A 16,624-nucleotide genomic window follows, 5' to 3' on the forward strand; every position below is an offset into this window, starting at 1 on the left:
ACATGATCAAAGCCGCCTTAGCCAAACCCATTACTGTTATTGTCGCGCTGGCGGGCATCGTTCTGTTTGCGGTGTTGGCGCTACTCCAGATCCCGGTCGACATTTTCCCCCGGCTGAACCTGCCCACGATTTATATTGCCCAGCCCTACGGCGGCATGACGCCAGCCCAGATGGAAGGCTTTATTGCGACCCGCTACCAGAATCAGTTGCTGTACGTATCGGGGATTAAAAATGTTGAAGTAAAGAATATTCAGGGGCTCTGTCTGGTCAAGTGTACCTTCTACGAAGATGTCAACATGGCGCAAGTATCGGGCGAAGTGGCCAATCAGGTTAGCCGGGTGATGAACTATCTGCCACCCGGTACCGTACCACCCACCGTTGTCCGATTTGATGCGTCAAGCTTACCCGTTGGCCAGTTGGTGTTTAGTAGCCGCCGGGCATCGCTGGGCGAGATGCAGGATTTGGCTTCTACCCGCATCAGACCCTTATTTTCCCAAATTCCGGGGGCTTCCGCTCCTCCTCCATTCGGGGGAAATGAACGTACTGTCGTCGTAAAAGTGAATCCTGAGCGAATGCGCAGCTACGAACTGACGCCCGACGAGATTGTACAGGCGGTCGTAAAAAATAACCAGATTTCTCCCGCCGGCAGTGTACAAATGGGTGATTATACGGTGATGACACCCAGCAATACAGTGCTCGAGAAGGTAGGTGAGTTCATGAATATCCCCCTACGAAAAGGGGTTGGCCCTACCGTATTTCTGCGTGATGTCGCCATGGTGGAAGACGCGACCGATATCACGGTAGGTTATGCGCTGGTCAATGGTAAACGATCGGTTTACATTCCCGTGACGAAAAGTGCCGATGCATCAACGATGAGCGTTGTGAATGCGCTGAAAGCCAGATTGCCCGAAATGAAGGCACTGCTGCCGGATGATGTACAGCTTACGTACGAATTTGACCAGTCGGTCTACGTCACGCAGGCGGTGCATAGTCTGGCCGTGGAAGGCGGGTTAGGCGCAATTCTGACGGGTCTGATGGTACTGCTCTTCCTTGGCGACTGGCGCAGTTCGCTGATTGTAATTCTGACCATTCCGGTTTCAATACTGAGTGCAATTTTGCTTTTAAACCTGACGGGACAAACCATCAACATCATGACCCTGTCGGGGCTGGCGCTGGCAATCGGGATTCTGGTCGATCAGGCAACAGTGGTCATCGAGAACATTCACCAGCATCTGGAAATGGGAAAAGCCAAGGCTCGTGCTATTCTGGATGCTTGTCAGGAAATGTCATTTCCGTTGCTGCTCATCACGTTGTGCATTCTGGCAGTTTTTGCCCCGGCTTTTCTCATGAATGGCGTACCGCGCGGAATGTTCCTGCCCCTTTCGCTGTCGGTTGGGTTTTCAATTATTGTTTCCTACGTGCTGTCGCAGGTGTTTGTGCCGGTCGTGGCCAACTGGTGGTTGAAACAGCATGACCACGCCCGTCCGCACCAATTAAGCGTATTACCTGATCTGGCCAAACAGTCAGAGGCTCAGCAAGAACTACTCGAAGAAAAGCATCCTAAAAACGTAACTGGTTTTGAGCGATTCAAATTAGGTTACCTCCGGCTGCTGGACAGTCTGATGGCCCGCCGGGTACTCGTTATTAGTGTTTATGGACTGGTTTGTGCGCTGTTGATTGGCGTTGGCTTTACTCAAATTGGTCAGGATATGATGCCCCGCCAAAATCACGCGCACCAGTTCCAACTGCGTATTGTCGGGCCACAGGGATTACGCATTGAACGCACTGAGGAATTAACCAAACGAGTTATCAAGCAGATTAACGATTTGGTTGGTCCCAAAAACGTAGCCATTTCCTCGGCTTTTGTGGGGATGACACCGTCCAGTTACGGCACCAGCGCTCTGTATGTATTCAACGTCGGACCGCATGAAGCCGTTCTCCAGATCAATCTATCCAACGAATACCCGGTTGAGTCGCTGGATGCGTTGAAAGAGCAGATTCGGCAGCGGGTCCGGCAAAAAATGCCAAACGTCCGGCTGTCATTCGAACCCATCGACCTGACCGATAAAATTATGAGCCAGGGTGCGCAAACGCCCATCGAAATTCTGGTGGGGGGTAAAGACCTCACCGAAGGGCAGCATTATGCCAACCGCCTATTGACCCGCCTGCGCGAGATTCCGTACCTGCGCGATTTACGCATCAATCAACCGCTGAGTTACCCGACGGTATCGATTAAAATAGACCGCGAACGGGCGGCTCAACTAGGCCTGAGCACCGACGAGATATCAAAGTCGCTGGTAGCCGCTACCGCATCGAGTCGGTTCACGGCCAAAAACCTGTGGCTCGACCAGTCGAAAGGATTTGCGTATCAGGTGCAGATTCAGCTGGAGCAGGATCAGATGAAGTCCGTGGCCGACATTCAGGCGATTCCGCTGGTGAAAGGGCAGCTGCGACCCACGCTTGGCGACATAGCGACTATTACCCCCACGACCGTACCGGGTGAATACGACCGCATCGGTCCCCGACGGATCATTACTGTATCGGCCAACATCAACAACCAGGACTTAGGCACGGCCACGCGAGATGTACAGGCGGCTATCGCAGCGGCTGGTGACCCACCGAAAGGCTCCGTGGTTGAACTACGCGGACTGGCACAACTGCTTCAGGAGACGCTCAGCAGTCTGCAATTTGGCTTGGGTCTGGCGATTGTGGTGATCTTTCTGTTGCTAGCGGCCAATTATCAATCGTTCAAGGTGGCCAGTGTGGTGCTAGTCAGCATCCCGGCCGTACTGGCGGGATCGCTCACGCTGCTGCTCATCACGGGGCAAACCCTAAATCTACAATCGTACATGGGCATTATCATGTCGGTGGGTGTATCGGTGGCGAATGCGCTGCTGCTGGTGACCAACGCCGAATCATTGCGACTCCGCTACCGTGATGCCCGGGCGGCCGCGCGGGTGGCGGGCGCAGCTCGACTACGACCGATCCTGATGACGGCGCTGGCTATGATTGCCGGGATGATTCCGATGGCGAGCGGGCTGGGTGAATCGGGTGAACAAACCGCGCCACTGGGCCGGGCTGTGATTGGCGGTTTGCTTTTTTCGACCGTAGCGGCCCTGCTGATTCTACCCGTCGTTTTTGCGGCCATCCAGCGTAAAACCGAGTTCGATTCGCCCTCGCTCGACCCCGACGACCCAACCAGTACGGTCTACGACGGGCATGCTGTCGCCGAACCGTCCGAATCGACTATCACCTATTAATCATCGACCGACCATGACTATATATTCTGTTCTGCGCCCTTATTTGCACGTAGCGCTCATCACCGGTACGGGGTTTCTGCTGAGCCAGTGCGGCAACTCATCTGCCGAAAAAAACGCGATGGCCGAAACGCCGGTCGATGAAGAAATTCGGTACGAAGCCATCCGGGTTACGGCTTCCCGCCCCACTTCAGAACTGAGCCTGCCGGGCGAGTTGGAAAGCTATTACGAGACCGACCTGTATCCCCGCGTGAGCAGCTACGTGAAGGCGCTACACGTCGATATTGGCGATCAGGTCCGTAAAGGCCAGGTGCTGGCGGAACTGGAAGCCCCCGAGCTGACGGCGAATCTGACCGAAGCTTATTCGAAAGTAAAGGCAGCCGAAGCGGTTTACGGAGCCAGCAAAGGTACGTTCCTGCGTGTGCTACGAACCAGCCGCACGTTGGGCGCTATCTCGCCCGTTGACCTGGAAACCTCGCGTACGAAAGCTATTTCGGATAGTTTAGCTGTGGTCGCGGCTAACGCTCACTATAATTCCGTACAGCAGCTCGTGAGCTACCTCAAAATAACGGCGCCCTTTACCGGCGTTATCACCGACCGTCGACTGTCGCCCGGTGCGTTCGTAGGACCGGGTGGGCAGAACGGTGTACCTATGCTAAAAATCAAACAGCTTGACCGGCTCCGGTTACGCATCGCCGTTCCAGAAGCTTACTTGGGCGATATTCGTCGGGGCAATCCGGTACAGTTTTCGGTGCGTAGCTTTCGCAATCAAACATTTACGGGACGGATCAACCGTGTTTCCAACAGTGTGCGCCCCGAAACGCGCTCGGAAATGATCGAAATTGATTTTCCCAACAAAGGGGGCATGCTAAAACCGGGTATGTTTGCCTCGGTCCGGCTACCGGTCAGTTCGTCAGGCGAAGGCAGCTTATACGTACCTAAATCGGCCATTATTAGTACGCTGGACCGTACATTCGTACAGAAGATAGAGGACGGCAAAGCCGTTCGGGTAACGGTACAAAAAGGAGACGACACTGCTGGCCAGACGCAGGTTTTTGGCGACCTGAAGCCAGGCGACATTCTGCTGAAAACCGCCAGCGATGACATTAGCGACCAGGCCGCGGTAAAAACGCAATTGGTGAGTCAGTAAGGTAAATTGATCTGAGCTTTTCCTTGCTACATTCTTTGCTTACAGGTACATAGGTTTTTTCTCTAATCAATACTCATGTGCAATTAGAGTTAGTAGTCATTAATCCAGTATGAATGCACATCTTGATGACTTAGTCAAATACTTGACTTTTTAAAATGGAAAGCGTTTGAAGCTTATCGCGCTGAACTAGTTCAAGCCGCCAAATTAAAAGAGCAGCAGAGCATTTTCAGGGAGCAATAGTGCCGTCTTAATCGCTACGGATTGTTAATACCGAAGCTTTTAGGTCCGCGATGACCTTCAGTGAAGCTGCTTTTACCAGCATGAAAAAGCCCTGCTGCTCAGTGGCGCGGGAAGGATCACAAAGCCGAAATTGGTCACCAAACGGATAAGCATATTCTGTCGTTGCTGTCAATACGATGGGTCTTGCCCCGACGTATACCAACCCCTTGAGCAGGGGGTGCCTGGTGGGGCGGTTTGGAGACTTTTAGAGTTAAAGATAGCAGAGAGCGCTTGCTGACCACCTAGTTAATGGATGATTTTAAGAGAGTTGATCCCGTTAGGAATAGCAGGCGTGCATGATAGAAAGAGTAGTATCTTCTGTTTAATCATCTCGGAAAGCTATCTAAATCTTGGTTCCTTGCATACCTAGACGCACGAGCGGTTCCTTCGGTGGTGGTACTTACGTTATCTTGGCGCAGAGGATGATCCCCGACTAGAAGCCTTCGGAAACATAAGCCCCAAGTAGAAGGATTTTCTTGTACGTCTGGAAAAGATCGCTTTATTCGCCCATTTGTAGACGTTTACCGTTAAAATTGATTAACTGTAGCGCCGGGGGCTACAAGCTGAAAATCGATAGGGTGGATTATTATGACTGCCAACAGCGCCTACTCAAACCAACGCGTATGACCTTGAGGTAGCCCGTCATTCGGATAATGCCGCCGGATTACTCGGGTGACTTACATTATTGTATTAAGTAACTCTTTTATTGTTTATATGATATTTATTATCTTCATAGCCGTATTCTGTGGCTATATACTAGTGTTTGATAAGTAATCCACCATGCAGCTCACAATCGATAGTGTTTCTCTTGAATACGCCACTGGTTTTCGGGCTTTGACAGATGTGAATTTAAACCTTAGCAAAGGTCTTTTCGGTCTGCTGGGGCAAAATGGTGCGGGCAAGTCGTCGCTTATGCGCACACTGGCAACTTTACAGGTACCGACTAGTGGTACCATCTTGTTTGATGGTATGGACATTCACGAACATCCGCTCCAATTCCGGCAGCTGTTAGGTTATCTACCGCAGGAGTTCGGTGTATATCCGACAGCTACTGCTGAACAACTTTTGACCCAGATTGCCGATCTGAAAGGAATCGACGATCGGCACGTACGAACAGCAGTAGTTGAGCAGATGTTGCAACGAGTGAACTTATGGGATGTGCGACGGCGGGCTATGAGTCGCTTTTCGGGAGGAATGCTTCGGCGGTTTGGCATTGCACAGGCCCTGATTGCTAACCCTAAGGTCGTTATTGTTGACGAACCTACGGCGGGACTGGACCCTGCCGAACGTAACCGTTTGTATGATCTGCTAGCCGAAACCGGAGAAACGGCCATTGTTCTACTATCGACTCATCTGGTGGAAGATGTTAATACACTCTGTCAGCAAATGGTCATTCTTGGCCAAGGTCGGGTATTGGTTTCTGGCGAGCCAACTCAGTTAATCGATCGATATCACGGGCAGCTTTGGGAAGAAAAAATTCAACGCAACCAACTGGCTACCTACCAGCGTCAGTTTCCGGTTATCGCCCATCGATATGTGAGCGGTCAACTCATGGTGACTTTGCTAAATAAAAAACCATCTCCGCTTGGACGAGCCAAGACGCCTACGCTGGAAGACGTTTATTTCGCTACGCTGTTCACGCATTCTTTACCATCAGTCTAATGCAAGACTATTTGAAAATAGCTCGCCATGAACTGACTTATCATTTCAGCCGTCCCGTAACTTATTTACTAGTATTCTTATCGTTAGGACAAGGTATCTTGTATACTTTCCTGATGAGCCATTTTGAGACTACTGCGATTTCAAACCCTAATCTGCCTACTCATGCATACGGGATACTGGCCTCAGTTGGTATTGGTACTGTATCGATAGCTACGCTACTCGCCGGCCAGTCGTTAACCAAGGATTGGGATCAGCGAACGACCCCTTATCTATACAGCTTACCCGTGGCGCCGGGTTCGTTTTTGATTGGAGGATTTGTAGGCACGCTAATCGTTGTGCTGGTTATAACTCTGGGATATCCACTTGGCATTGGATTACTGCAATCAACAACTGCCTCGTCAGGTCCCTTTCTGTGGTTGGTGTTGCTAAATGGGTACATGGCGTTAACGGTAGGCCAGGTATTTACATTAGTCAGTATTGCCTTTTCACTGACGGTCTTATTCCGTAGCCTGGCTGGTGCCTACTTTACCCTAACCTTAAGTTTACTTTATCTAATCCTAACCGTAACAACAGGTAGTGGAACGTCGCCCGATAGCCTCTTCGCCTTGCTGGACCCGTTCGGTACACAATTGATTCAACAGATAGTAGCTGTTATTCCGACAAACGAACCACCATCCAGTCTCCTCAGTTGGCCTGACCCTTGGTACATTAACCGACTACTATGGTTGGCAGTCTCTCTGGCTCTCCTTAACAAGGCCATTAACACTTTTACTTTTAACTGGGCGGATGGGGGAGCGGGGGCTACGTTTAAACCGGCTCTTGTGACAACACAAGCGATAGACGGCAAACGCTTCGTTTTGCCAGTTCCGTCTAGAAGCTGCTTCACGAAACTAAGCCGAGTAGGTCGGTTAGCTCTCTTTGAACTAAAGGAGTTAAGTCGGCAACCGCTCGTGCAAGCCATGACCCTTAGTGTAATCCTATTCTCGTTTCTGGCCGGTACTATTTTACAGCCATCAGAAAATTTTATTGGATTGCCAACAACAGCAACTATGACGGCACTTCGGCACCCAATGGGCGCATTGATCAGCTTTTTTCTGGTACTAATGACTGGCGAGGTTTTACATCGAGAACGCAATCTTGGCCTTGGATCTATCTATGAGACACTGCCTCAACCCATTTGGGTTCGTTTGGTTGCGAAACTACTCGCCTTGTCTGCTGTGGCTGGCATCCTGGTTAGTTTTGTAGGACTCGTTGGGATCGTAATTCAGGTAAGCAGTCAGTTCCCTTTACAAGATATTGACTGGTCGCTTTACGGACAAGATTTGGTTATCGATACCTGGGTACGGCAGATTCAACTGATTGCATTGGTAATGTGTATTACAGCTTGGGCAAGTCACCGCCTTTTGGGCCATGCGCTGTCAATTAGTCTGTTGTTTTTATTGCTGTACAGTGAGCAAACGGATGCTTTCTCTCCCTGGCTGCTGTATAGCGTTCTACCTGGATCAGAGGCTTATTCGGATCTGACCGGTTATGGGAATATGAACTGGCTACGGATGCTGTTTAGTGGGCAGTGGACAGTCCTGGCTATTTTTTTTGTCGGGCTAAGCACGCTGCGTTGGTCCAGCGGAATTTCATCATCAGCAACTAAAAATCAGCGATCGTTCAGGTATTGGCTGGAGCGACGCTTCTTAGTAATGTTGATAAGTTGCTTGGTAGCGTTTATACTGTTCGTAGCTGCGTCGGCACGATACCATTCTTACATTGAAACCTTACCCCCTGTACCCATCCGGTACATGAACAAAACGGTTCGTTACCAAAGTGTCGATGGTCGACGGATTACTGTAATGCTTCGCTATGTTCATTCCTATCAGGCTTCTAAGTTTCTACAAAGCAGTGTAGCCGCTTTACGTCGGGGTGAGCAGCTTCTAGGGTCTTATCCCCATGACCAACTGCTAGTGGAAGAAACACCTAACAACCAATTACCTCCTATACAATCTAGCGCTGGCTACATCAGGCTTTCCGAGCAGCAGGGCTGGACGGCCCATCGGGATTCGACTCGCCTGGATTATATCGACTATCTACTAACGAGAGAGATACTTGGTCAATGGTGGCATCATCTACCCTTAGGTAAAGAAGCGAGTCAAAGTTTCTTTACCCAAAGTATTCCAGAATACATGGCCCTTCAGGCAGTCAAAGAACAGTATGGGCTTGAACGATTCGGCGAACGTCTAGCGCAGCGGGCTAAAGCGTACGCTAAAGACCTTGCAGAGGAAAAACAGTGGGAGCCTACTTTGATGGAAGCAACCGGCCAGCCCTATGTATCTCGTTATCGGGCAGCGCTAGTTTTTGCCAGCATAGGTCAGGTTTGGGGAGATTCCAGCTTGCAACGCTGTATCGACCAATTCTATTTTCACCATAAGCGTAACCGACAGGCACTCTTGCCTATTCATTTCACAAATTATCTTGCTGATCGCCTTCCGGACTCCTTGGGCTATTTGACAGACTATCTAAAGCAACGATACCAGTTTCGATTCGCTATTGGTCGGATAAGCCGTCAGCCAGCTGATTTAGCGGTTGACGTGTCTGCCCAAAAAATACAGTGTGACGGCTGGGGCCATCAGCGTTCCATTGCCCCCAACGATTGGGTACCAATTGTTTTACGGGATGCACAAGGCCGTCAACTGTATCGCACCTTAATACGGCCATCATCAGACCAGCCCCCCTTTCGTTTGCCCCTGATCGAGGGTAGTACCGAGGTAGTTATTGATCCGCTAGGTGCTTGGATGGCACGCAGCACGGTACTACCAAAAAACGCTTTTAGGCGCATTAGATAAATAATTTTATTCAAGCGAACCCATGCAGGCTATTCAATTACTAATTCGAAACAGTATCGAAATCAAGTAGTGGATTCGAAAGCATTTACGTAAATAATTTAATTATCAATGAATTAACATATATCATACTACCAAAGTAAAGACACAGATAATTGATTGACTTAGTGAGATATAGTTAGCCTAACGCTGACTGACGGCGCTGGCCAAAATGGGAATTATTTTATTGAGTTTGCGGGAGTATATTTATTGTAATTTTGTAGGCTAGTCGATGTCGGAATAAATTTCCGACTAACTGTTGTTGATAAAGAGTATTCTAAATCGTCATAGTATCCTGTGGAGCAGTGTATAGTTTACTTTAGTTCTTCTCCTGACTTATCCGATCAGCAGATTAAAACTATTGTCGAGCAGAGCCGATTGAACAACGCCAAATCGGGTATCACCGGGGTCATGCTGTACGTACGAGGTAACATCATTCAGGTTCTTGAAGGAGAAAAAGAAGCAGTGGAGATGCTCTATGAACGAATTCAGCTGGATAGCCGACATGCTCAGGTAATAACCGTGCTGTCGCGACCTATCTCGGAACGGTTGTTCAGCGCTTGGTGGATGGGTTTTGAAACACTGACGGATCGTCAACTCGAAGAGATAACAGCGTTGATTGATCTGGAAACGAAAGAGAGCCTTGCTGACCAACCGACCGACCATATTCTCTTGCGGACGCTAAAAGTTTTTTACGAAAGCAACCGCTATAATTAAGCGTTTTTAAACCCACAGATTAAAAATTCTGTTTAGCGAACAGTAAACTGTTCCGTTAGTATTTTAGAAATGGATTATTGCATTACTTACTTCAGCACCGCCGTCGAATCGACCACTGAGCACGACATAATGGATATCGTCGAGTTCAGTCGAATCAAAAACGCCCGATTAGGGGTTACGGGCGTGCTGCTTTATGTTAAGGGTAACATTGTGCAAGTGCTGGAGGGTGAGCAGCCACTCGTGGAAGAATTGTATAACAGCATCCGCAAAGATCCTCGGCATACAGATGTTAGAACAGTTATTAGCCAGCCTATATCCCAACGGTTATTTAGTCATTGGTACATGGGTTATGAAACGGTGACTACTCAGCAATATGAGGAGGTGGAGGGTATTATTTCGACTGATAACCAAGACAATAAGTCTTTCGATCCCAACCAGCCGGTTATTCTTCGCATGCTCCAGCGCTTTTTTGAACTTACTCATCGTCCCTGAAAAAACAAATGGTTTAAGACAACGACTGTGTGGATTCGAGTAGTGGCTGATGAACAACAAATTTTATTGACACAAAGAAAACCGATCCATTAAACGTTTCGTTGGTAAGCGACAAGCTGTGCCTTTTATGATGGATCAATCATCTTACTTCCCTTTCTTGCCCAATAGCCAAGCCGAACAGGAGCGCCTGCGGTATGCCATTCAGGCAGCTCAGGTAGGTACGTGGCATTTTGATATCAGTCAACAGCAGGTATGGTGGGATAAGCGTTGTCAGGAATTATTCGGCTCTCAAGAAAGTGGTGTTATTGCCTATCGTCAGCTTCTTGAGCTGGTCTATGAAGAAGACCGTCAGCGTTTTAGTGAAGCTATCAAAGTAGCTTTTGATCCTTCGTCAGCAGGCTACTACGATGTTCAGTTTCGTACGGTTGGCACCCAAGACGGTCAGCCGCACTGGTTGCATTGTCAAGGACGGGCTTATGTAGATGTTTTAGGAGCTGCCTATCGACTCTCAGGGGTTGCTCGCGACATTACCGTTCAGGTACATACACAGCAGCAACTCGAAGCCAGTAAAGCCCGCTTTCGGAGTATAGTCCTTAATTCTCCTACGCCTACAGTTCTTTTTGTCGGTCGAGACATGGTGATTGACACGGTCAACATGCCTATGCTTCAGATATGGGGTAAGGATGAGTCCGTAATGGGTCAATCGCTTTACCAGGCGGTGCCCGAACTGGCCAGCCAGCCATTGTTGGAGCAGTTACAGCGGGTCTACGATAGGGGAGAAGCTTATAAAAATACTAAGGGTAAGGCAAAGGTCGTTGTTGACGAGCAGTGGCAACAGTCCTGGTTCAACTTTTCCTATAATCCGGTATATACGGAGGAAGGGACTATCTTCGGTTTTATACACACAGCTACTGATGTAACGAGGGAGGTCCTGGCTCTTCAGCAATTACAGCGCAGCGAAGTTCGCTTTCGTAGCTTAATTGAGGAAGCGCCGGTTGCTACCTGCCTCTTGGTAAGCCGCGAGTTAAAAATTGAAGTGGCCAATGAGTTCATATCTGCTATTTTTAGTGGACAAAAAGAGTTGATTGGCCAGCCTCTGGTCGATGCTCTACCGGAGCTTCGGAATCAGCCGTTATTAGCCATTTTAGGTAAAGTTTTCGACACCGGAGAAACGTATTCAACGCAGGGAGCACGAGCCGATTTTTTTGTTGACGGTGCACCCCGAACAAATTACGTTGATTGCACGGCCAAGCCCCTGTTCAATGAGCAGGGAGAGGTATATGCAATCCTGGTAATGGCCACTGATGTTACGAAGCAGGTGCTTGCCCAGCAGGTAATTCAACGTAGTGAAGAGCAAAAAACGTTCTTATTGCAACTGACGGACCAGCTTCGCAGTCTCACCAGCCCGTCGGAAGTGTACTATCAGGCTGCTTGCTTGCTTGGACCATACCTTGGCGTTGACCGGATCGGGTATGCTCAAGAAAAGAATGACAGGCAATCTGTTCTGATAATGCCTAACTACACAAACGGAGTTGATGATTGGCAGGGTGAGCAAAGCTTTGCCGACTATGGACCGCTGCTGGCTGGCTTTGATGATAACCGTATTGTCGTTCGTCCTGATGTTGCCAATGATCCAACGCTTAGTGAACAACAGAAAGAAGCCCATCGATTATGGCAACTGGGTTCGACGCTTAACAAGCCATTGGTATTAAAAGATGGATCTGTTACTATTTTGTTCATCCATTATCGTCAGGCGCGTTATTGGACCGCTGATGAATTAATGCTCGTAGATGACGTTAGTGCTCGTCTGGTTATCGCAGTCGAACGCGCCAAAGCCGAGCAGGCTCTACGCGAAAGCGAACTGAAATATCGTCTTTTATCCGAGCAGCTGGAGCAGCGCGTATCTGATCGAACTCAGGAACTGGTTCAGGCGAATCAGGACCTTAAGCGTTCTAACGATAACTTACAACAATTTGCTTACGTAGCTAGTCATGACCTGCAAGAACCTCTTCGTAAGATTCAGTCCTTCAGTAGCTTATTAAGTGGACAGCTAGAAGGACCGTCAAACGAGACGGCTCAGAGCCATTTATTGCGTATTTCTTCAGCTGGCGCTCGCATGTCCACATTGATCAAAGATTTGTTAGCCTACTCTCGCATCTCGACGCGTCAGCAAGTCTTTGGTCCCGTTTCCCTGACAGGAATCATTACAGAGGTACTTAGTCTGCTCGACTGGCAAATTGAGCAAAGTGACGCTCAGATAAAAGTCGACGAAATGCCCGTTATAAAGGGTGACGAAACACAGTTAACTCAGTTGTTTCAAAATTTGCTAGCCAATGCGCTTAAATTCGTAGCTCCCGGAAAAAAGCCGCAGGTGCATGTTCAGTATTTCTTATGCCCACAAAAGGAATTACCGGCTGTGGTGCAACCGAGTATACAAACATCACATTACCACCAGATCAACGTCATTGATCAAGGCGTGGGCTTTGACATTAAGTATCTGGATCGCATTTTTCAGGTGTTTCAGCGGCTTCATAGCATGAGCGAGTTCTCGGGTACAGGGGTAGGGTTGGCAATCTGCCAACGTGTGGTGGAAAATCACGGAGGTGGAATTACCGCTAGTAGCGAGCCTGGACAAGGGTCAACATTTAGCGTTTACTTGCCTGTATAAATCGGAGCAGTAATGCTGGTGCGGCATTACATTATAAATGGAGTTACTAAGTCTCACGCAAATACAAGGTAGTGATTCCTTGCCGTAGCTGGATTGGGAATGTATCTAACTCCCGGTCGACTATCTTATGATCGTGCGGTACGGGTTCACTAATGTATTCTGGATCGATGAAAATTATATTTAGTCGCTCATGTACTTGGTGGCCAGGGCGTTCCGTGTGTTTAAGCAAATGCTCACTACTGGTAGTGGTTTTCATCGAAGCAAGATCATCAAAGTATCGGTACGTACAGTACCAATAGTAATACTTATGATGGTAATTCGAAAAGCAGGCCTGATAAGTATCAGGACGTTGACGGATTGTGCGTAAAATCTCGTCTGAACGCTGTAAATCTTTCTGTTCGTTGTAGCTAAGCTGTTGAAAAAGAGTACGGTTTAACAACTCATCACGGTAGTTTTTGATATGCTGTACTACCTGAATATGACTGACGGTACGCTCAATAGTATACTTATGTTTGTAAAAAAACGAAAGAGAAATAGCTGGTTTGTCATAGTTAACTAGTTTGAGGTTCTTAAAAGGTCTGCCGGGTCTATGGTAAGGCTTGTACTCTTTCATAAATTGTATTGGAATGAAATAGTACTCAAGCTGTTGATCGGCAGGCGGAATGTTACTAATCTGATTGACAAGTGGTGAAAGCTGTATAGCCTGATTTTTCAGTAAGGGCCGAATCGCTTGGATAGGCGCTTGTTCCTCTCGTTTAGTTGGTTTGTTAGGCATACGAATACAATGTATTATTTACTACAAAAGTAAATAATGTACAGAAATTAAAAAAGGATAGACCTGTTTGCTAAAAATAATTATTTACGCATTATTTTAAATAGCACAACTTATCTTTAGCAAATAGGTCTATCAGCAAAAGCGGGAGATTTCTAGTAGATGTCTTTACTTGTAAATCGGTTTGGGTGCAGACAGTTTGACCAGTAGGAAACAATTGATTGCAATTGACTTCGCAATTGCTCAATATTTGACTGTTTTTCAAAGAAGCCTTGAATTGTCAACTCATAGGCTTCTTCAACCAAATGTCGGTAAACCGGGTGAGTAAAGAAGATGAAAGGAATGGCCCGTTTACGTAATTCAGGATCTTCCTCTATCTGCCGACGTAATTCCAGCCCACTCATCACTTTCATACTTACTTCGGAAATGATTAGAAAGGGACGCTGATCACTGGTTCTTAAGTAATCAATAGCTGACTGGCCATTATCAAAAAATAGTATAGGATTGTTAGGAGCAAGCTGTTCTAAGATAGGCTTGAAATACACTTGATCATCCTCGTCATCATCGATAAAGATAATTGGACCCGTTTTTTCCACTGTTGACTAAAATTATGGTTGTATCTTAGTATCAACCTATAATTGTTTAGAATAGTTAGAAAAAAGCAAAGCCTTTATTGATCAGTGGGTAAAGTAGCTGGTAATAGCTGATTTATTATGACACTTTAATCGACCCGATTCTAAGTTTTACATAAATAATAAGCCAGCCCTCAAGCGAAGACTGGCTTACCTCCACTAAACAATTTATTCAACAGGTTGCAATACTACTTACAGATGAGTCAGTAATGAAATCGAACCATATATTGAACTGATTTTAGGTGTATGCAACAACAATACAGTTCACATTGTAAGTGAAATAGGTTTGACAAATTATGTTCGAGAAACCAGGTTTTGGAGTACGCTCATTTTTGTACTGCTTTGCTGCAACCTAGTTTACTTATACAGGAAGGCCCATTACACCGATAGCCAATAATGTCGTTCATTTAATTAGAACAATCTGAAAATAATGTGGGTATCAATCTAATCCGGAAATTGCGTGAGCAGACGGATCCGAATGAGCGTACCCCGTTCTGGAATACTTTCAATTTCCATGCTGGCGTTCAATAGGTCACAAAGTCGTTTGGTGATTTGTAAACCTATACCTTCTCCTTTACCTAAGGGCATGGTTTCGATTGTATGTTCCTGGTTCGGCTTCGCTGATACAGGTTGCCCTTCGTCCAAAGAAAGCACACTCGTTTCTTCGACCGTTGGCCTGAGCTGTTGGTGAAATAATTCCATTAGGCCGGCTGGTAAACCCGGTCCTGAATCATGAACGCTAAAGACCCACCGCCAATCGTTTTCAGTTGACCACGATACGGAGACAATCGCTAAACGCTCCGGCGTTGATAGTGTGTATTTTAAGGCGTTAATCACTAAGTTTTGCGCGATCCGGTACACTTTTTCCCGGTCCGTTTTTACCTGTAAGTTGGCGGGTCCGTCTGCACGCAAAATAATACCGCGCTCTTTGGCCATGTCCTGCGCTGTGCTTACTAACTCGGTTAAGAGCTGAGCAGCATCAAACTCTTCGATTTTAAGCGGTTCCTGACCAGCTTCCAGCCGGGCAAGGTCGATCAGGTCTGTTAGCGACGATTGAACATTGCTCAGGTTTCGGTTCAGCATTTCTGTAAACCGTTTACGTTCTTCCTCGGTCAGTTCGTCCATGTTGAGAACTTGAGCTGCTCCACTAATCAGGCCCAGACCGGAGCGAAGGTCGTGAGACGACGTTCGCAGCAATTCCGTTCGTTGACGCGAAAGTTCCTCCATCTCCTGCAACGCTTTCTGCAAACTAGTGGCTCGGTTAGCTGCTTCCAGGCGCTGAAGTTCGTCAAGTTTAGTAATGCTCTCACCAACGGTTTGATTGATAAACACCATAATGTGCTGCTGTATCAACAAAATGGTATCGGGATCGGTATTGGGGAACAACTGCCGAAAAAGCCTTAATTCCTCGAATAAACTCATCGATAAATGATGAAACTCGCGTAATAAATCGGGTAGGTGGTGCGACTTTTGCCAGCGGTGTAACCCGTGCGACTGAGCCGCAGCGGCTAAATCCAATTGAGGTTTGATGCCTCTCAGTTGCTGCTCCAGGATGTCAAGAATAGCAGGCATAAGGTTGTTGAACTCTTCCCTGCTCAGGAGGGCTATTTTGGAAAGTCTAGGATCAGTTTGTGCGATTGAACGCCAATTATTTAATATGGCCTCACGACGGCTGAAGAGAAAGGCAATCAACTGATCAACAGTTTGAGGAGAGCTAAAAGGAGGTAAACTCATAAACGGATAGAGAGAAAGTGTATCAGACCCGTTACGGACTGATCGTTTCAGTAAATAAGAGCCGTCAACCAGTTCTATTGCTGATTTTACCGGAACGATCAGTCCGAGGTGGATTCTTCGTTGCTGCCTGGTGCTAGCTTTGTTCCTGACACCGTTTTGGCACCCATTTCTGCTGAGCCCGCCTGATCATCTGTATCGTTGTCGAATCCCGCATCGTCTTCCACATCAGCGCCTACGCCCAAATCATCACTTGTCTCTACATCATCTCCCGTCCGGTCTGACGAGCCTGCATTGGCTACACTTGCGGCACCATTCGTAGTGGGAAAATACACTCTGATTTGCTTTTCCATTTGCTTAACCTTTATGTCTAAACTACGGGGCTGAACGGATA

Annotated in this window: 11 protein-coding genes; 7 read left to right on the forward strand and 4 right to left on the reverse strand. The window is 47.6% G+C overall.

What is annotated here, in order from left to right; genetic code table 11:
- Nucleotides 1–2 precede the first annotated feature (2 nt).
- From M0L20_RS23230 to M0L20_RS23260, 7 genes are all read left to right on the forward strand, one after another.
- Nucleotides 3–3,260, forward strand: coding sequence for an efflux RND transporter permease subunit (locus tag M0L20_RS23230; protein ID WP_248479391.1), 3,258 nt, complete (start codon nucleotides 3–5; stop codon nucleotides 3,258–3,260).
- 13 nt (nucleotides 3,261–3,273) lie between these two features.
- Nucleotides 3,274–4,407 carry an efflux RND transporter periplasmic adaptor subunit gene (locus M0L20_RS23235; RefSeq protein ID WP_248479392.1) on the forward strand — a complete coding sequence of 378 codons (1,134 nt, stop codon included), beginning with the start codon at nucleotides 3,274–3,276 and terminating at the stop codon, nucleotides 4,405–4,407.
- Between the two features lie 1,059 nt (nucleotides 4,408–5,466).
- The gene (locus M0L20_RS23240; protein ID WP_248479393.1) at nucleotides 5,467–6,348 is read left to right on the forward strand and encodes an ATP-binding cassette domain-containing protein; all 882 of its coding nucleotides are present in this window, start codon (nucleotides 5,467–5,469) and stop codon (nucleotides 6,346–6,348) included.
- Nucleotides 6,349–6,461: 113 nt separating this feature from the next.
- Nucleotides 6,462–9,182 (forward strand): ABC transporter permease, encoded by a 2,721-nt coding sequence (locus tag M0L20_RS23245; RefSeq protein ID WP_248479394.1) that lies wholly within the window; start codon nucleotides 6,462–6,464, stop codon nucleotides 9,180–9,182.
- A 333-nt stretch (nucleotides 9,183–9,515) separates the two neighbouring features.
- Nucleotides 9,516–9,935 (forward strand): BLUF domain-containing protein, encoded by a 420-nt coding sequence (locus tag M0L20_RS23250; protein ID WP_248479395.1) that lies wholly within the window; start codon nucleotides 9,516–9,518, stop codon nucleotides 9,933–9,935.
- Nucleotides 9,936–10,004: 69 nt separating this feature from the next.
- Nucleotides 10,005–10,427, forward strand: coding sequence for a BLUF domain-containing protein (locus M0L20_RS23255; RefSeq protein ID WP_232563100.1), 423 nt, complete (start codon nucleotides 10,005–10,007; stop codon nucleotides 10,425–10,427).
- A 127-nt stretch (nucleotides 10,428–10,554) separates the two neighbouring features.
- Entirely contained in the window at nucleotides 10,555–13,095 is a 2,541-nt protein-coding gene (locus M0L20_RS23260; RefSeq protein WP_248479396.1) for an ATP-binding protein, read from the forward strand.
- Nucleotides 13,096–13,141: 46 nt separating this feature from the next.
- Here M0L20_RS23260 and M0L20_RS23265 read toward each other — a convergent pair whose 3' ends face one another.
- The 4 genes from M0L20_RS23265 to M0L20_RS23280 form a co-directional block, all read right to left on the reverse strand.
- Nucleotides 13,142–13,870, reverse strand: coding sequence for a hypothetical protein (locus M0L20_RS23265; protein WP_248479398.1), 729 nt, complete (start codon nucleotides 13,868–13,870; stop codon nucleotides 13,142–13,144).
- Nucleotides 13,871–14,022: 152 nt separating this feature from the next.
- The gene (locus tag M0L20_RS23270; protein WP_232563103.1) at nucleotides 14,023–14,463 is read right to left on the reverse strand and encodes a response regulator; all 441 of its coding nucleotides are present in this window, start codon (nucleotides 14,461–14,463) and stop codon (nucleotides 14,023–14,025) included.
- A 480-nt stretch (nucleotides 14,464–14,943) separates the two neighbouring features.
- Nucleotides 14,944–16,071: a sensor histidine kinase gene (locus M0L20_RS23275; RefSeq protein WP_248479399.1), complete on the reverse strand. Its 1,128-nt coding sequence runs from the start codon at nucleotides 16,069–16,071 to the stop codon at nucleotides 14,944–14,946.
- Between the two features lie 260 nt (nucleotides 16,072–16,331).
- On the reverse strand, nucleotides 16,332–16,583 hold the full coding sequence (locus M0L20_RS23280) for a hypothetical protein (RefSeq protein ID WP_248479401.1): 252 nt from the start codon (nucleotides 16,581–16,583) through the stop codon (nucleotides 16,332–16,334).
- Nucleotides 16,584–16,624: the final 41 nt, after the last annotated feature.

This window comes from Spirosoma liriopis (genome assembly GCF_023196085.1).
GTDB classification, from domain to species: domain Bacteria; phylum Bacteroidota; class Bacteroidia; order Cytophagales; family Spirosomataceae; genus Spirosoma; species Spirosoma oryzicola.